Source organism: Stappia sp. ABD4_338, assembly GCF_056312175.1.
Window position 1 is genome coordinate 3974439 of the sequence record NZ_CM149982.1, and the last position, 14862, is coordinate 3989300.

The window sequence follows — 14862 nt, forward strand, 5'->3', positions numbered from 1 at the left end:
TCAGCCCCCATGGCCGAGACACTCGAAACCCCGGAGACGGCGCCCGCAGCCGCACCCGCCAACGCGGAACGCACGCCCTCCGGCGCGGTGCCTTCCGTGCCGGACACCTCCGGCATGACGCCGATGATGGCGCAATACATCGAGATCAAGACGGCCAATCCCGATTGCCTGCTGTTCTACCGCATGGGCGATTTCTACGAGCTGTTCTTCCAGGACGCGGAAGACGCCTCGCGGGCGCTGGGCATCACGCTGACCAAGCGCGGCAAGCACCTGGGCGAGGACATCCCCATGTGCGGCGTGCCGGTCCATGCCGCCGACGACTACCTGCAGAAGCTCATCGCGCTGGGGTTCCGGGTCGCCGTGTGCGAGCAGACGGAAGATCCGGCTGAGGCGAAGAAGCGCGGCTCCAAGTCGGTCGTGCGCCGCGAGGTCGTGCGTCTCGTCACGCCCGGCACGCTCACGGAGGAGCGGCTGCTGGAGGCGGCGCGCAACAACTACCTGCTGGCGCTTCACAGGGCACGCGGCGGATCGCTGGAGGGCGAGGAGACCTTCGCGCTCGCCTTCGTGGACATTTCCACCGGCGCCTTTCGCGTCTCGTCCAGCGAAAGCGCGCGCCTGGCCGCCGACATCGCCCGCATCGACCCGCGCGAGATCGTCGTCTCGGACCGGCTGCTCGAGGAACCGGCCCTTCGCGCGGTGCTGGAGGACACCGGCGCGTCGCTGTCGCCCGTGCCGCGCAGCCTTTTCGACGGTGCCACGGCGGCGGACCGGCTGGCGCGCTATTTCGGCGTGCAGACGGCGGACGCCTTCGGCAGTTTCTCGCGCGCGGAACTGACGGCCGCGGCCGGCGCGCTCGCCTATGTGGAACGCACCCAGTATGGCGACCGCCCGCCGCTCGACCCGCCGCGCCCCGAGGGCGAGGGCGCGCGGATGCTCATCGATCCGGCGACCCGGGCCAACCTGGAGCTCATGCGCACCCTGTCGGGCGAACGCTCCGGGTCGCTTCTCTCCGTCATCGACCGCACCGTGTCGGGCGCGGGGTCGCGTCTTCTCGCGAGCCGGCTGGCCAGTCCGCTCACCGACGTGGACGAAATCCGGGAGCGCGCCGATGCGGTCGAGCGGCTTCATGGCGACACCTATCTGCGCGAGCGGCTGCGGGACCGTCTGAAGGCGCTGCCCGACATGGCCCGCGCGCTGTCGCGTCTCGTCATGGCGCGCGGTGGTCCGCGCGATCTGGCCGCCCTCGCCGAGGGGCTTTCGGCGGCACGCGACATCGCCGGCCTGTTCGAGACCCCGGACGGGGAGGGGCCCGAGCTTGCCCGTGCGCTCCGGGCGATCGCGGCGTCGCCGGCGGCCCTGCACGACAGGCTCGCCTCGGCGCTTGACGAGGACCTGCCGCTTCTCGCGCGCGACGGCGGCTTCGTGGCGGAAGGCTATCTGCCGGATCTCGACGAGGCGCGCCGCCTGCGCGACGACAGCCGCAAGGTGATCGCGCGGATGCAGGGCGCGCTCATCGAGGAATTCGGCGTGCGCGCGCTGAAGATCAAGCACAACAACGTGCTCGGCTGGTTCATCGAGGTGCCGGCGGCCCATGCGGACAAGCTGTCAGCGGATCCGGGGCGCTTCATCCACCGCCAGACCATGGCGGGCGCGATGCGGTTCACCACGCCGGATCTCGCCGATCTGGAAAGCCGCATCGCCAATGCAGCCGGACGGGCTCTGGCGCTGGAACTGGAACTCTTCGCCGAGCTATCGCGCGAGGTGGAAGCGGCGTCCGGCGCCATCAAGGCGGTCGCCGACGGGCTTGCCGTGCTCGACGTTGCCGCGAGCCTCGCCCATCTGGCAGATGCGGACAATCACGCCCGGCCGGTGGTCGACGACAGTCTCGCCTTCGAGATCCGGGGCGGGCGTCATCCGGTCGTCGAGGCGGCGCTGAAGCGCGAGGGCGGCGACGGCTTCGTCGCCAATGACGCCGACCTCGGACCGCAGGCGTCCGGCGAGGGGGGCGACGCGGGCCGCATCTGGCTCATCACCGGTCCCAACATGGCCGGCAAGTCGACCTTCCTGCGCCAGAACGCACTCATCGCGATCCTGGCCCAGACCGGCGCCTTCGTGCCGGCCGAACATGCGCATATCGGCGTGGTGGACCGGCTGTTTTCCCGCGTGGGAGCCGCCGACGACCTGGCGCGCGGCCGCTCCACCTTCATGGTGGAGATGGTCGAAACGGCGGCGATCCTCAATCAGGCCGGCCCGCGCTCGCTGGTGATCCTGGACGAGATCGGGCGCGGCACCTCCACCTTCGACGGGTTGTCCATCGCCTGGGCGGCGATCGAGCACCTGCACGAGGTCAATCGCTCGCGGGCGCTCTTCGCCACCCACTATCACGAACTCACGGCACTTTCCGCGCGCTTGGCGCGCCTTGCCAACGCGACCGTGCGCGTCACCGAATGGCAGGGCGACGTCGTCTTCCTGCACGAGATCGTGGCGGGCGCGGCCGACCGTTCCTACGGTATCCAGGTGGCGAAACTCGCCGGGCTGCCCCCGGCGGTGATCGAGCGGGCCCGGGCAGTTCTCGACCAGCTCGAGGAACAGGACCGGCGCAAGCCGGCCGAGCAGCTCATCGACGACCTGCCGCTTTTCGCGGCGCTGCAGCCCGCCACCGCCCCGCGACACGCTCCGGCCGCCGCCGGTCCGCACCCGCTTGTCGAGGCACTTGCGGGCATCGATCCGGACGACATGACCCCGCGCGACGCGCTCGAGGCGCTTTACCGGCTGAAACAAGCCTCCCGCGAGGCGGACTGAGACCGCTCCAAACGGACCACCGCTTAGGTCCCTCCGGGGGCGGTGGCGGGAGGGCGGTGGCCTGCGAAAACCGGGCGGGCATTGGGAGAGATGTCCAGCGCGTGGGGCGTGCATTCTTCTCCGTCGTCACCCCGGGCAAGGGCCAGGGGCCCGCGACCCGGGGCCTATTGGCACCCCGGACCTGACTTGTTTGACATCCGGGCGTGCGGCGAGGTGGATTGGGCCCCGGTTCTCCGCTGCGCTGCGTCCGGGGTGACGGCTGTGGGAAGGCGATGGCCGGGTGCGACGGCGGGATAGGTGGCCTGGTCCACGAGCGGTGGAGAGGACGAATGCCGCGCGCCGCACACTCCTGTCATCCCTGCGAAAGCAGGGACCCAGTACCCCCCGATGGGGGTGGGGCACGCCGGTAGAGCCCAACTTCATGGCCAATCGATATTCTTTCGCCATCCGGAAACCGGGCGAGCATCGGGAGGTGTCCCGTTCTCGCAAATCGGGTGGTGAAGCGCGCCGCGCGTGCGGTAGGCTCGGGTCACGATCAAGGACCTTTGAGCCATGCTGGAAGACACGACCCTCCCCGACCTTGCGCCCGACACGGGATCCGGCGATCCCGAGCAGGGCACGCGCGACTACGAGACCGTGCGCCGCACCCTGCGCGCCATCACGGAGCGCTGGCGCGACCAGCCGGCGCTCGAGGATCTGGCGCGCGAGGCGGGTGTGCAGCCGATCCAGCTTCAGCGCGTGTTCTCGCGCTGGGCCGGCATCACGCCCAAGCAGTTTCTCCAGGCGATCACCCTGGATCATGCCCGCGACCTCTTGCGGCGTTCGGCAACCGTGCTCGACACCACCTACGAGCTCGGCCTGTCCGGCCCGGCGCGCCTGCATGATCTCTTCGTCACCCATGAGGCGATGACACCGGGCGTCTACCGCGCGGGCGGCGAGGGCGTGACGATCTCATGGGGTTTCCACCCCTCGCCCTTCGGCAAGGCGCTCGTCATGGCGACACCCCACGGCCTGGCGGGACTGGCCTTTGCCGATCCGGGCGAGGAACGCGCCGCGCTCGACGACATGATGGGCCGCTGGCCCCGCGCCTCCTATGTGGAGGACCGGGAGGCAACCGCCCCGATTGCCGGACGCATCTTCGATCCCGCGCGCTGGTCGGAGGAGACACCGCTGCGCGTGGTGCTGATCGGAACGGACTTCGAGATCCGGGTCTGGGAAACGCTCCTGCGCATTCCGCTCGGCGCGGCAACCACCTATGCGACGATTGCCGACCGTCTCGGCAAGCCGAAAGCCGCGCGCGCGGTGGGCCGCGCCGTGGGGCGCAATCCGATCTCCTTCGTCGTACCCTGTCACCGGGTGCTGGGGTCGAACGGCAAGCTGTGCGGCTACCATTGGGGACTGACGCGCAAGCGCGCGATCCTCGGCTGGGAGGCGGGGCTTTCGGAGCCGGTGCTCTCCGCGGTGAAGCGGGGATAGGAAAATCGCGGCAGAGGCCGGTCTGCCCGGTCGCCGCCCTCTCACCACCGTCACCCCGGACGTAGCGCAGCGGAGATCCGGGGTCCAATCCACCTCTCGGCGGGACAGGACCGCAACGCCGGGCAGGTCCTCGCCGCACACCCGGATGCCAAACAAGTCAGGTCCAAGTTGCCAATAGGCCCCGGGTCGCGGGCCCCTGGCCCTTGCCCGGGGTGACGACGGAGGAGAATGCACGCCCCACGCGCTGAACGTCTCACCCAATGCCCGCCCTCCCACCACCGTCACCCCGGACGCAGCGCAGCGGAGATCCGGGGTCCAATCCACCTCTCGGCGGGACAGGACCGCAACGCCGGCAAGGACGATAGACGCGTCTTGCTTCGGTCAAAAAGCCGCGCCACTCTCCTTCCCATTGCGGAACCATCAAGGGGATCTGGGGTGAGAGCTGCGGCAGTCGCACGGGACATCGAGGGTGCGGGGATCAACGCACCCAATGCAGGACCGGCAGCACGAGGGAGCATGATCCGACGGCGCGGCAACCGGAGGGCAGGCATCGCCATTGCGGCACTTCTGGCGTTTATGGGCACCGGCATGGCCCGCGCCGAGACCCGCATCGTCTCGGTGAAAAGCGACAAGGACACCCTCGGCATCACCTCGGTCAGCGCGGGTGGCGCGGCACTGAAGGCCGTGGGCAAGTCCGACACCAGCCTCTTCGTCGAGGCGGGCACGGCGGACGCGCCCTTCGCCTGCGACCAGACACTCACCATCACACTGTCCGACAAGCGCCGGCTGACACGCGACTACGACCTTTGCGCGCTCGGCTACACGGTCACGGTCGAAACGCAGGCCGCGCGTGCGCCGGAACCGGAGAAGCCCGCGCGGACGGCAAGCGCCGAAACGTCCTCCTCCGGGCGCATCGAACGCAAGCTCGTCATGATCCAGACCAGCGACGACACGGCGATCCGGGACGTGGAGATCGACGGATCGCCGGTGCAGGTGCGCCGCCGGGCGCAGGCCCGCGTCTTCATCGAGGTGTCGGGCAATGCCGACAACGACGGCCAGATCGATTGCCGCCGCGACATGCGGCTCGTGCTCGCCGACGGCCGCATCCTGGAGGACGAGGTCGACATCTGCGGCGACTGGAAAGTGACCATGGACGCCAGCGCCACCGCGCGGCGCGCGGCGGGCGCAAACCGAAACGTGCGCCAGGCCGTCCCGAGCGGATCGGGACCGAGGGCACCCCAGCGCTCCGGCGGCGTGCGCCCCGCCGACGTGACGGGAAACGACACAAGCTCCGATGGCCTGCGCGGCAGCCGCGAGGATGCGGAAAGATCCGCCTCGCGCGACGGTGAGCCGGCAAACGAACAGGCTGCGGCGGGCAATGCCGCCGAATCCGCGACTGCGCCGGACGCCGGCATCGCCCTCATCGACGACAAGAGCTGGACCTCCGCCCCCGACGGGGCGGAAGGCTGGCGCCTCGTCTATGGCGTGCCGGAGACGGACGACGAGGCATTCGTCGCCGCCTGTCGCACCGGCGCGGACACGATCACCCTGCGGCTTCCCGGCATCGCCGCCGGTCTTGCGGAAGGGCAGGCAATCCCGGTGACGCTTGCCGCGCGTGACGTGCGCAAGAATTTCACGGCACGCGGATCCGCTCCCGGCGGCGAGACCGGACAGTCCGATCCCGTGATCGAACTCTCCGCGGCCGACCCCGTCTGGGAGGCGCTCGCGCGCGGCCAGGACCTTTCCATCGCCGTCGAGGGAACATGGCGGGCACGCCTGTCGCTGTCGGGAAGTGCCGCGCCGGTGCGCCGCTTCCGCGATGCCTGCTCCTCCGCCCCGCCGCAGCAGGTGGCACGCGCGCCCGTTGCCGGTGCGACGTCGCGCGCGCCCGGCCGCGGCGATCCCGCCTGCGGTGACGAGGGGTTCATCTCCTCCATGCCCAGCGACCGGCCCGGCCGGATCATCCTCGAGAACGACCGCAACCGTCCGGTCATGGTCTACTGGATCGACTTTGACGGATTGCGCCAGTTCCAGGCCCGTGTTCCGCCCGGCGGACGCATGGTCCAGCGCACGCTCGCGGGTCACCCCTGGCTCGTCGCCGCGCCGAACGGGCGCTGCCTGGCGATCTACACGGCGCGCGCCGGAGACCGGAACGTGCGCGTGGCGCCCGGACGTCCTCCTGCGCTCGCGGCTCCCGCACCCGAGCCCGGCTGGGCCCCGCCGCCGGGACCGCCCGCCGGGGGAGACTTCGTGAATTTCTCCTATGACTGCGACAATGGCCGCGCCCTCGACGTGACCATCGACAACGACCGCCGGGTCGCGATCGTGAGCGAGAGCGGGCGCGCGCCGGTAACGCTGCCGGACGTCTCGCGCGGCGCGGATTTCTCGTATGTCGGACGGGGATACGGACTGTACGGCGACGGGCGCAACGTGACCTGGGAACGCCCCGGCGCGCGCGCCACCTACTGCCGGCTGTTCTGAGGGCGGAGCGGCCGGTTCAGCCGGTCGGGCTGAGCTCGCCGAAGGGCGGGCCACCGGCGCGCGCCGTCGCGAGCGCCTTTCCGAAGGCACCGGCGAAGCTCGTGCGGTCGGCCGGGTTGAGAAAGGCGCCGACGACCACCGACTGTCCCCGCGCGCTCAGCGTGATGCGCACCACGCCCTCGTCCTCTTCCTCGGCAAGATGCAGGCGGGCCCAGAACGGATTGAAGCTGTAGTGGCGCTCGCGCCCCTGCGCGCTCACCTGGCGCACAAGCACCTGGGTGCGCGAGACGATCACCTCCTCGAAGGCGCGCGCGGCCATGTAGTTCCAGCGGAAGGCAAGCCAGACGACCAGAACGTCGATGCCGAGAAACGCGAAGACCGGCCATGCCCCCATGGACAGGAACATGAGACCGTTGACCAGGCATGTCCCCGCGACGATCAGCATCAGCACCCGGAAACCGCCGGGGCCGAGGGACCGGTAGGGAGTCAGGAGCGCCTGAAAGAACGGCGCGTCCGGATCGGTTTTCGGATTGTCGCTCGTCATCGGGACACAGTATAGAGAGCCCATGAGCGACGACCAGACGGAATCGGGAAAAACACGCACACGACCCGCGCCGGCACGGCGGTCGGCGACCGCGTCGAAGCGGGCGCGCAAGGCGGCTCCCGCACGCAGACGCTCGCGCTACACGCGTGACGAAATCCACGCGATCTTCGCCCGGTTCCGCGCCGCCGATCCCGAGCCGAAGGGCGAACTTTTTCACGTCAACGCCTATACGCTGCTCGTGGCCGTCGCCCTGTCCGCGCAGGCGACCGATGTCGGCGTCAACAAGGCGACCCGGCCGCTGTTCGCCGAGGTCGACACGCCGCAGAAGATGGTCGAGCTTGGCGAGGACCGGCTGCGCGAGGCGATCAAGACCATCGGCCTCTACCGCAACAAGGCGAAGAACGTGATCGCCCTGTCGCAGATCCTGATCGACCGTTTCAACGGCGAGGTTCCGCAGGATCGCGAAGCGCTGGAGACGCTGCCGGGCGTCGGACGCAAGACCGCCAACGTCGTGCTCAACATCGCCTTCGGCCAGCCGACCATCGCGGTCGACACCCATCTTTTCCGCCTCGGCAACCGGATCGGGCTCGCGCCGGGAAAGACCCCGCTGGAAGTGGAGCTGGCGCTCGAGCGGATCGTGCCGGACGAATTCCTGCGCCATGCCCACCACTGGCTGATCCTGCATGGCCGCTACATCTGCAAGGCCCGCAAGCCGGAATGCGAGAAGTGCCTCATCAGCGATCTTTGCAAGAGTCCGGAGAACCGGACACGGGTGAGCGTGCGCGCTTCCACCGGCTAGCGGGCTGCTCCGCAAGCGGGGCGCGTCACGTCAATTTCGCAAGAAATCGACTCATTTTTACGTCTATTTTCGCTGAAAACTGCCGGAACGAGGCAGGCTGCACGCGGCGCGTCAGTCCTTGCGGCGCAGGCGCACCACCACATCGACCCGCACGATCTCCATGCCCTCGGGGGCCTCGGGCAGGCGTGCCATGGAGACGCCCGAACCGGGGATATCGACCACCTTGTTCTCTTCCTCGATGAAGAAGTGATGATGGTCGTCGGTGTTGGTGTCGAAATAGGTCTTGGTGCCCTCGACCGCGACCTCACGCAGGAGGCCGGCCTCGGTGAACTGGTGCAGCGTGTTGTAGACGGTGGCCAGCGACACGGCGACGTCGGCGGCTTCCGCCTCCTCGTGCAGGAGCTCGGCGGACACATGCCGGTTGCCGCGCGAATACAGGATCTCGGCCAGCGCGACGCGTTGCCGCGTCGGGCGCAGACCCGCAATCCGCAACATGTCCTGAACCTTGCGCTGTTCCTGCCGTTCCGTCACGCCAGCTCCTTTACCGGGTTTGGTCGTTGCCAGATTTCGTCATTCCACTACCGACCGCCACCGCGCGCCTTTCCCGCCCGACCGGGGCAGGGACGCACCGGTGGCGTTTGCGCGCAACTGCACATCGGCTGATTTCTGCCATAAGCAGGGCCTGTCACGCAAGCCCGGGCAGTTCCTTATGCCGCGCCCACCGCCCTCGCGAAGACGGCGGAACACCGTCTCGTCCTCCCGAAACTCCGCCTCTCGCGGCGGCGGCAACCGCCACGCATCGTCTGCGGGAGGCCCGCCCCGGGATCTTTCGCGTTGCCGAAACAGGACTTTTCGCCCCCGCGTCGAGGCGGACCCGACGGCAGCATGGCGACGAAATAGCCCGTCCCCCAAAAAGCAGGCGGGCTTTCGAAGAGAAAGTGCCTATGTTAGTAAGCGCATCGGAAACAGACTTCGGCACCGGGCGGACCCTTCCGGCCCGACGTGAACCGGGGCAGTCACACCTTGCGGGAAACGAACCACGTGCGTCAATCGAGCTACTCCTACGAAGACCTTCTGGCCTGCGGGCGCGGCGAGCTTTTCGGATCGGGCAATGCCCAGCTTCCGCTTCCGCCCATGCTCATGTTCGACCGGATCACCGAGATTTCGGAAGACGGCGGCGAGCACGGCCTCGGCTGCGTGCGGGCCGAGCTCGACATCAAGAAGGACCTGTGGTTCTTCCCCTGCCACTTCCACGGCGACCCGGTGATGCCGGGCTGCCTCGGCCTCGACGCCCTCTGGCAGATGACCGGTTTCTTCCTCGGCTGGCTCGGCGAGCCGGGCAAGGGCCGCGCCATCTCCACCGGCGAGATCAAGTTCTCCAAGATGGTGACGCCGGACGTGAAGCTCGTCGAGTACGGCGTCGACATCAAGAAGCTGCGCCGCGGCCGGCTGGTGCTTGGCATCGCCGACGGCTGGCTCAAGGCCGATGGCGAAAAGATCTACCAGGCGAAGGACCTGAGGGTCGGCCTGTTCCAGGCCTGACACGGGTTGACGGCAATGCCGAAGGCACCGGCGCGCGATCATCGCGATTGATCGCCTGAACGTTGGTGCCTATGTGGATGGGACACAGTCCCGCAGCTTGCAGGACGGCGCGGGCCACCGCCCGCGCGGGATCTTGACACCGAACGGCGCCGAGAGCGTCGAGCGAACCTATACGGGAGACCGCGATGAGGCGGGTGGTAATCACCGGACTGGGCATCATTTCGTCGATCGGAAATTCGGCGCAGGAAGTCCTTGAGAGCCTGCGCGAAGGAAAGTCCGGCATTTCCGCGGCCCCCGACTATGTGGAACACGGCTTCCGCAGTCAGGTGCACGGCATGCCCAAAATCGACCTGGCGGCCGAAATCGACAAGCGCCAGCTTCGCTTCATGGGCGACGGCGCGGCCTACAACTATCTCGCCATGCAGCAGGCGATCGCCGACAGCGGGCTTGAGGACGGCGACGTCTCCAACCCGCGCACGGGCATCGTCATGGGCTCCGGCGGACCGTCGACCAAGAACCTCTTCCAGGCGCACAAGACGGTGATCGAAAAGGGCTCCCCGAAGCGGATGGGCCCGTTCATGGTCACGCGCGGCATGAGTTCGACGAACTCGGCCTGCCTGGCAACGCCCTTCAAGATCAAGGGCATCAACTATTCCATCACCTCCGCCTGCTCGACGTCGGCCCACTGCATCGGGTCGGGAACCGAGCAGATCCAGTGGGGCAAGCAGGACATCGTCTTCGCGGGCGGCGGCGAGGAGCTCGACTGGACGCTCTCCTGCCTGTTCGACGCGATGGGCGCCATGTCCTCCAAGTACAACGACACGCCGACCACGGCCTCGCGTGCCTATGACGCGACCCGCGACGGCTTCGTGATCGCGGGCGGCGGCGGCGTGGTGGTGCTTGAGGAGCTCGAGCACGCCAAGGCGCGCGGCGCCAAGATCTACGCCGAAGTGACGGGCTATGCGGCCAACTCCGACGGCTACGACATGGTCGCGCCGTCGGGCGAGGGCGGCGAGCGCTGCATGCGTCTGGCGATCGAGACACTCGGCGACCGCAAGGTCAACTACGTCAACACCCACGGCACCTCGACCCCGGTCGGCGACGTCGGCGAAATCGAGGCGATCCGTCGCGTGTTCGGCGACGACCAGCCGATTGCCTCCTCGACGAAGTCGCTCACCGGCCACAGCCTCGGGGCGACCGGCGTGCATGAGGCGATCTACTGCCTGCTGATGCTGCAGAACGACTTCATCACGGCATCCGCCAACATCACCGAACTCGACCCGGCGCTCAGCCCGGACGAGATCGCGATGCAACGGATCGACAATGCCGGGCTCGATACGGTGCTTTCCAACAGTTTCGGTTTCGGAGGCACCAACGCCTCCCTCGCGCTGTCGCGCTATCACGGCTGAGGGGGCCAGAATGTCGGGATTGATGAAAGGCAAACGCGGCCTCGTCATGGGCGTCGCGAATGATCACTCCATCGCCTGGGGGATCGCGCGCACGCTGGCCGAACATGGTGCCGAGCTTGCCTTCACCTATCAGGGCGAGGCCTTCGGACGCCGCGTGAAGCCGCTTGCCGACAGTGTCGGAGCCGAGCTTCTGCTGCCCTGCGACGTGGAGGACATCTCCACGGTCGACCAGGTCTTCGCGACGCTGAAGGAAAAGTGGGGCTCGATCGACTTTCTCGTTCACGCCGTCGCCTTCTCGGACAAGTCCGAGCTGCGCGGCCGCTACGCCGACACGACGCGCGAGAACTTCATACGCACCATGGTGATTTCCTGCTTCTCCTTCACGGAGATCGCCAAGCGCGCCGCGGACCTCATGAACGAGGGCGGCTCGATGGTGACACTCACCTACGGCGGCGCCCGCGTCATGCCGAACTACAACGTGATGGGCGTGGCCAAGGCGGCGCTGGAGTCCTCCGTGCGCTATCTCGCCATGGATTTCGGACTTCAGAACGTGCGGGTGAACGCGATTTCGGCCGGCCCGGTGCGCACGCTCGCGGGTTCCGGCGTGTCCGATGCCCGGATGATGTTCAACTACCAGAAGCAGCACTCGCCGCTGGGCCGTACGGTCACCATCGACGAGGTTGGCGGATCGGCGCTCTATCTGCTTTCGGAGCTGTCCAGCGGCGTCACCGGCGAGATCCACTTCGTCGACAGCGGCTACAACACCGTCTCCATGCCGCGCCTGCAGGCCCTGAAGGCCCAGGAAGCACAGGCCCGCGCCGTCGGCGACGAAGCCTGAGCGGACCAGCCGCATTTCCCCTCACGGGGACATGACGCAAAAAACCCCCGCCGGATCCCGGACGGGGGTTTTTCATGGCCGCAACCGGTCCGGCGCCACGCGCTGCATGATCAGTCGAAGGTTTCATCCGGGTAGACGCCGAACAGGCGGGTCTGGTCGATATAGCCCTCGAAGCCCTTGCCGGACACGTGGCACCAGCCCTCGGAGCATTCCTCGACGCGGGCCAGGACGTTGGGTCCCAGTTCGGCGGTCACCCGCGCGTCCGAGCGCGCCTCGACGCGCAGGGGCGTCGTCCCTTCCTTCTCCCAAGGGGTCACCAGCGCCGTGCGCTGGCCGGTGAGAAGCGAATGCAACACCCAGCCCTCCGAGCCTTCCCAGTCGCGGATGCGACGCCAGTTGCCATATTCCTGTACGATCTCGACGGGAAGCCCCGCCCGCACGAAGGTCCAGCCGATACGGTGATCCTGGCTCGGTCCGACACGCACATTGATGCGGTTGGACTTCAGGCTCACGAAACGGGGAACGGGAAAACCGCTGGGGCCGGTGACCGTCGCCTGGGCATGAGCCGGCGCCGTGCCCGGCCCGGCAAGAGGCGCCAGCGCGAGGAGAAGGGCAAGCGCGGCGGACAGGACCGCCACCCGGCGGGCAAAACGGGTGGCCTTGGCTCCGGGGCGACGCGACATTCCTGGTCTTCCTTCCTTCTGGAGCGGTCTCGAGACAGTGGCGGCGCAAGGCGACCGCGACAGGTTCACCCAAACAGCGACAATCGCACGATTTGATGGCGGACCCTCATGTGGTCCCGCCAATCGCTTCGGCAATTCGCCGCAGACGGCGCCAGGGTTGGAAACAATCGCAGCCCATCCCTTGTTTTGACCCGGCCATCTGGTAATGAGGACGGGTCCGCAGCGTTGTCGGGACTGGAGACGGCGCAGTTTGGATCAGGCAGGGTTAACGGGTCCTCAACGCGGACGGGGGGGATGTTCGCAAAAGGCACCGATACCCACAGGCGAGACATCAAGGGCTGACACAAGCAAGCCGAAGTGCGGAAGGCGAGGAGCATGTCGAAAAAGAAGCCGCTGGTCGTCGTGACACGCAAACTGCCGGATGTGGTCGAGACGCGCATGCGCGAGCTGTTCGAGACCCGTCTGAACGAGAATGACCGCCCGCTCAGCCAGGCCGAGCTGGTCGAGGCGATGAAGACCGCCGACGTGGTGGTGCCCACGGTCACGGACCGCATCGACTCCGCCGTTCTCTCCCAGGCCGGCCCGAACCTGAAACTGATCGCCAACTTCGGCAATGGCGTCGACAACATCGACGTCGTCACCGCCAACAATCGCGGCATCACGGTCACCAACACGCCGGGCGTTCTCACCGAAGACACCGCCGACATGACCATGGCGCTGATCCTTGGCGTGCCCCGCCGCATCGCCGAGGGCATCAAGGTCATCGAAAACGGCGACTGGGGCGGCTGGTCGCCAACCTGGATGCTCGGCCACCGGATCTGGGGCAAGCGCCTCGGGATCGTCGGCATGGGCCGTATCGGCCAGGCGGTCGCCCGCCGCGCCAAGGCATTCGGCATGTCGATCCACTATCACAACCGGCGCAGGGTGCCGGAAACGGTGGAAGAGTCGCTCGAGGCCACCTACTGGGACAGCCTCGACCAGATGCTGGCGCGCATGGACGTCGTGTCCATCCACTGCCCGCACACGCCGGCGACCTATCACCTGCTTTCCGCCCGCCGGCTCAAGCTGATGAAGGCGAACGCCTATCTGGTGAACACCGCGCGTGGCGAGGTCATCGACGAGGCCGCGCTCATCCGCCAGCTCGACGAGGGACACATGGCCGGCGCCGGACTGGACGTCTTCGAGCACGAGCCGGCCGTGAACCCCAAGCTTGTCGCCTCCGACAAGGTGGTGCTGCTGCCGCACATGGGATCCGCCACCGTCGAGGGGCGCGTGGACATGGGCGAGAAGGTCATCATCAACATCAAGACCTTCATGGACGGTCACCGACCGCCGGATCGCGTCCTGCCGTCAATGCTCTGAAACCCTGTCGGTTTCCCTCGATTCGGCAGCGAAACCGATCATCGAATGCATGAACGCCCCGGCCTGGAAAGGACCGGGGCGTTTTCGTCCCAGGTATCGGAACTCGGATTCGGCTGCGGAACGATCCTGCCTCAGTCGTCGCCCTCGGCAGTGACGCTGACCTCGTAGGACTGCCAAAGAGCCGCCTCACCCATGCCGGCGACAAAGGCCCGGTGACGCTCCAGAACCACCTCGTCGATGCGCGGCGGCAGCGGGGCCGGCCGTGGCGGCAAGGCCTTGCGACGCACGCCCTGCATCGCCTCAAGGGGATCGTCTTCCTCCTCGACCGCGAAGGCGAGGCCGACCTGCTTTCCGCCGATCAGCTCGAGATAGACCTCGGCGAGGATCTCGCTGTCGAGGAGGGCGCCGTGCTTGGTGCGCCGCGAGTTGTCGATGCCGTAGCGCGAGCACAGCGCATCCAGCGAGGCAGGTGAGCCCGGGTGTTTCTTGCGGGCGATGGCAAGCGTGTCGAGAACCTGCTCGTTCGGGATCGGCCCGAGGCCGACGCGCGAAAGCTCCATGTTGATGAAGCCCATGTCGAAGCTGGCGTTGTGGATCACCAGCACCGCGTCATCGACAAACTCCAGAAACTCCTGCGCCACCTCGGCGAACTTCGGCTTGTCGGACAGGAATTCCTCCGACAGGCCGTGCACGTTGAACGCCTCGATGGGCACGTCGCGCTCGGGGTTCAGGTAGACGTGATAAGTCCGCCCCGTCGGCACGTGGTTGATCAGTTCGACGCCGCCGATCTCGACAAGACGGTCGCCATTTCGCGGATCAAGGCCTGTGGTCTCGGTGTCGAAGGCGATCTCGCGGGCCATCGGAAGGCTCCATGGGGTCTGGTGGTGGCGGGTTCAAATGCCTCGGGCGGCGCAGTGTCGGGGTCA

General features: G+C 67.7%; 12 protein-coding genes. 8 read left to right on the forward strand and 4 right to left on the reverse strand.

Annotation, left to right across the window (positions count from 1 at the left end):
* The first annotated feature begins 9 nt into the window (after window positions 1–9).
* From mutS to ACYX4S_RS17785, 3 genes are all read left to right on the forward strand, one after another.
* The gene (mutS, locus tag ACYX4S_RS17775; protein ID WP_476361161.1) at window positions 10–2802 is read left to right on the forward strand and encodes a DNA mismatch repair protein MutS; all 2793 of its coding nucleotides are present in this window, start codon (window positions 10–12) and stop codon (window positions 2800–2802) included.
* 552 nt (window positions 2803–3354) lie between these two features.
* Window positions 3355–4278 (forward strand): methylated-DNA--[protein]-cysteine S-methyltransferase, encoded by a 924-nt coding sequence (locus ACYX4S_RS17780; protein ID WP_476361162.1) that lies wholly within the window; start codon window positions 3355–3357, stop codon window positions 4276–4278.
* A gap of 516 nt (window positions 4279–4794) precedes the next feature.
* The gene (locus ACYX4S_RS17785) at window positions 4795–6759 is read left to right on the forward strand and encodes a VHL beta domain-containing protein (RefSeq protein ID WP_476361163.1); all 1965 of its coding nucleotides are present in this window, start codon (window positions 4795–4797) and stop codon (window positions 6757–6759) included.
* 16 nt (window positions 6760–6775) lie between these two features.
* Here the strand turns inward: ACYX4S_RS17785 and ACYX4S_RS17790 are convergent, their stop codons facing one another.
* Window positions 6776–7303 (reverse strand): DUF2244 domain-containing protein, encoded by a 528-nt coding sequence (locus ACYX4S_RS17790; RefSeq protein ID WP_476361164.1) that lies wholly within the window; start codon window positions 7301–7303, stop codon window positions 6776–6778.
* Between the two features lie 22 nt (window positions 7304–7325).
* Here ACYX4S_RS17790 and nth point away from each other — a divergent pair, with 22 nt between their 5' ends.
* On the forward strand, window positions 7326–8102 hold the full coding sequence (nth, locus tag ACYX4S_RS17795) for an endonuclease III (protein WP_476361165.1): 777 nt from the start codon (window positions 7326–7328) through the stop codon (window positions 8100–8102).
* Between the two features lie 111 nt (window positions 8103–8213).
* Here nth and irrA read toward each other — a convergent pair whose 3' ends face one another.
* Entirely contained in the window at window positions 8214–8633 is a 420-nt protein-coding gene (gene irrA / locus ACYX4S_RS17800) for an iron response transcriptional regulator IrrA (RefSeq protein WP_366652666.1), read from the reverse strand.
* 492 nt (window positions 8634–9125) lie between these two features.
* Here irrA and fabA point away from each other — a divergent pair, with 492 nt between their 5' ends.
* The 3 genes from fabA to fabI all read left to right on the forward strand — a co-directional run bounded on the left by fabA (window position 9126) and on the right by fabI (window position 11891).
* Window positions 9126–9644, forward strand: a complete 519-nt coding sequence (fabA, locus tag ACYX4S_RS17805; RefSeq protein WP_293717418.1) for a 3-hydroxyacyl-[acyl-carrier-protein] dehydratase FabA — start codon at window positions 9126–9128, stop codon at window positions 9642–9644.
* A gap of 185 nt (window positions 9645–9829) precedes the next feature.
* Complete coding sequence (gene fabB, locus ACYX4S_RS17810; RefSeq protein WP_422070121.1) at window positions 9830–11053, forward strand: beta-ketoacyl-ACP synthase I; 1224 nt, start codon at window positions 9830–9832, stop codon at window positions 11051–11053.
* 10 nt (window positions 11054–11063) lie between these two features.
* Complete coding sequence (fabI, locus tag ACYX4S_RS17815) at window positions 11064–11891, forward strand: enoyl-ACP reductase FabI (protein ID WP_293717416.1); 828 nt, start codon at window positions 11064–11066, stop codon at window positions 11889–11891.
* Window positions 11892–12001: 110 nt separating this feature from the next.
* Here fabI and ACYX4S_RS17820 read toward each other — a convergent pair whose 3' ends face one another.
* Window positions 12002–12574, reverse strand: a complete 573-nt coding sequence (locus ACYX4S_RS17820) for an SH3 domain-containing protein (RefSeq protein ID WP_293717415.1) — start codon at window positions 12572–12574, stop codon at window positions 12002–12004.
* Window positions 12575–12949: 375 nt separating this feature from the next.
* Between ACYX4S_RS17820 and ACYX4S_RS17825 the strand changes: the two genes are divergently transcribed.
* Complete coding sequence (locus ACYX4S_RS17825) at window positions 12950–13936, forward strand: 2-hydroxyacid dehydrogenase (protein ID WP_476361166.1); 987 nt, start codon at window positions 12950–12952, stop codon at window positions 13934–13936.
* Between the two features lie 131 nt (window positions 13937–14067).
* Here ACYX4S_RS17825 and dnaQ read toward each other — a convergent pair whose 3' ends face one another.
* Window positions 14068–14796 carry a DNA polymerase III subunit epsilon gene (gene dnaQ / locus ACYX4S_RS17830; protein ID WP_476361167.1) on the reverse strand — a complete coding sequence of 243 codons (729 nt, stop codon included), beginning with the start codon at window positions 14794–14796 and terminating at the stop codon, window positions 14068–14070.
* Between the last annotated feature and the right edge of the window lie 66 nt (window positions 14797–14862).

What these genes read in the sequence shown, in the direction of transcription:
- mutS (WP_476361161.1), top strand. Translation starts at nt 10, where the DNA reads ATGGCCGAGACACTCGAAACCCCGGAGACGGCGCCCGCAGCCGCACCC.
- ACYX4S_RS17780 (WP_476361162.1), top strand. Translation starts at nt 3,355, where the DNA reads ATGCTGGAAGACACGACCCTCCCCGACCTTGCGCCCGACACGGGATCC.
- ACYX4S_RS17785 (WP_476361163.1), top strand. Translation starts at nt 4,795, where the DNA reads ATGATCCGACGGCGCGGCAACCGGAGGGCAGGCATCGCCATTGCGGCA.
- ACYX4S_RS17790 (WP_476361164.1), bottom strand. Translation starts at nt 7,303, where the DNA reads ATGACGAGCGACAATCCGAAAACCGATCCGGACGCGCCGTTCTTTCAG.
- nth (WP_476361165.1), top strand. Translation starts at nt 7,326, where the DNA reads ATGAGCGACGACCAGACGGAATCGGGAAAAACACGCACACGACCCGCG.
- fabB (WP_422070121.1), top strand. Translation starts at nt 9,830, where the DNA reads ATGAGGCGGGTGGTAATCACCGGACTGGGCATCATTTCGTCGATCGGA.
- fabI (WP_293717416.1), top strand. Translation starts at nt 11,064, where the DNA reads ATGTCGGGATTGATGAAAGGCAAACGCGGCCTCGTCATGGGCGTCGCG.
- ACYX4S_RS17820 (WP_293717415.1), bottom strand. Translation starts at nt 12,574, where the DNA reads ATGTCGCGTCGCCCCGGAGCCAAGGCCACCCGTTTTGCCCGCCGGGTG.
- ACYX4S_RS17825 (WP_476361166.1), top strand. Translation starts at nt 12,950, where the DNA reads ATGTCGAAAAAGAAGCCGCTGGTCGTCGTGACACGCAAACTGCCGGAT.
- dnaQ (WP_476361167.1), bottom strand. Translation starts at nt 14,796, where the DNA reads ATGGCCCGCGAGATCGCCTTCGACACCGAGACCACAGGCCTTGATCCG.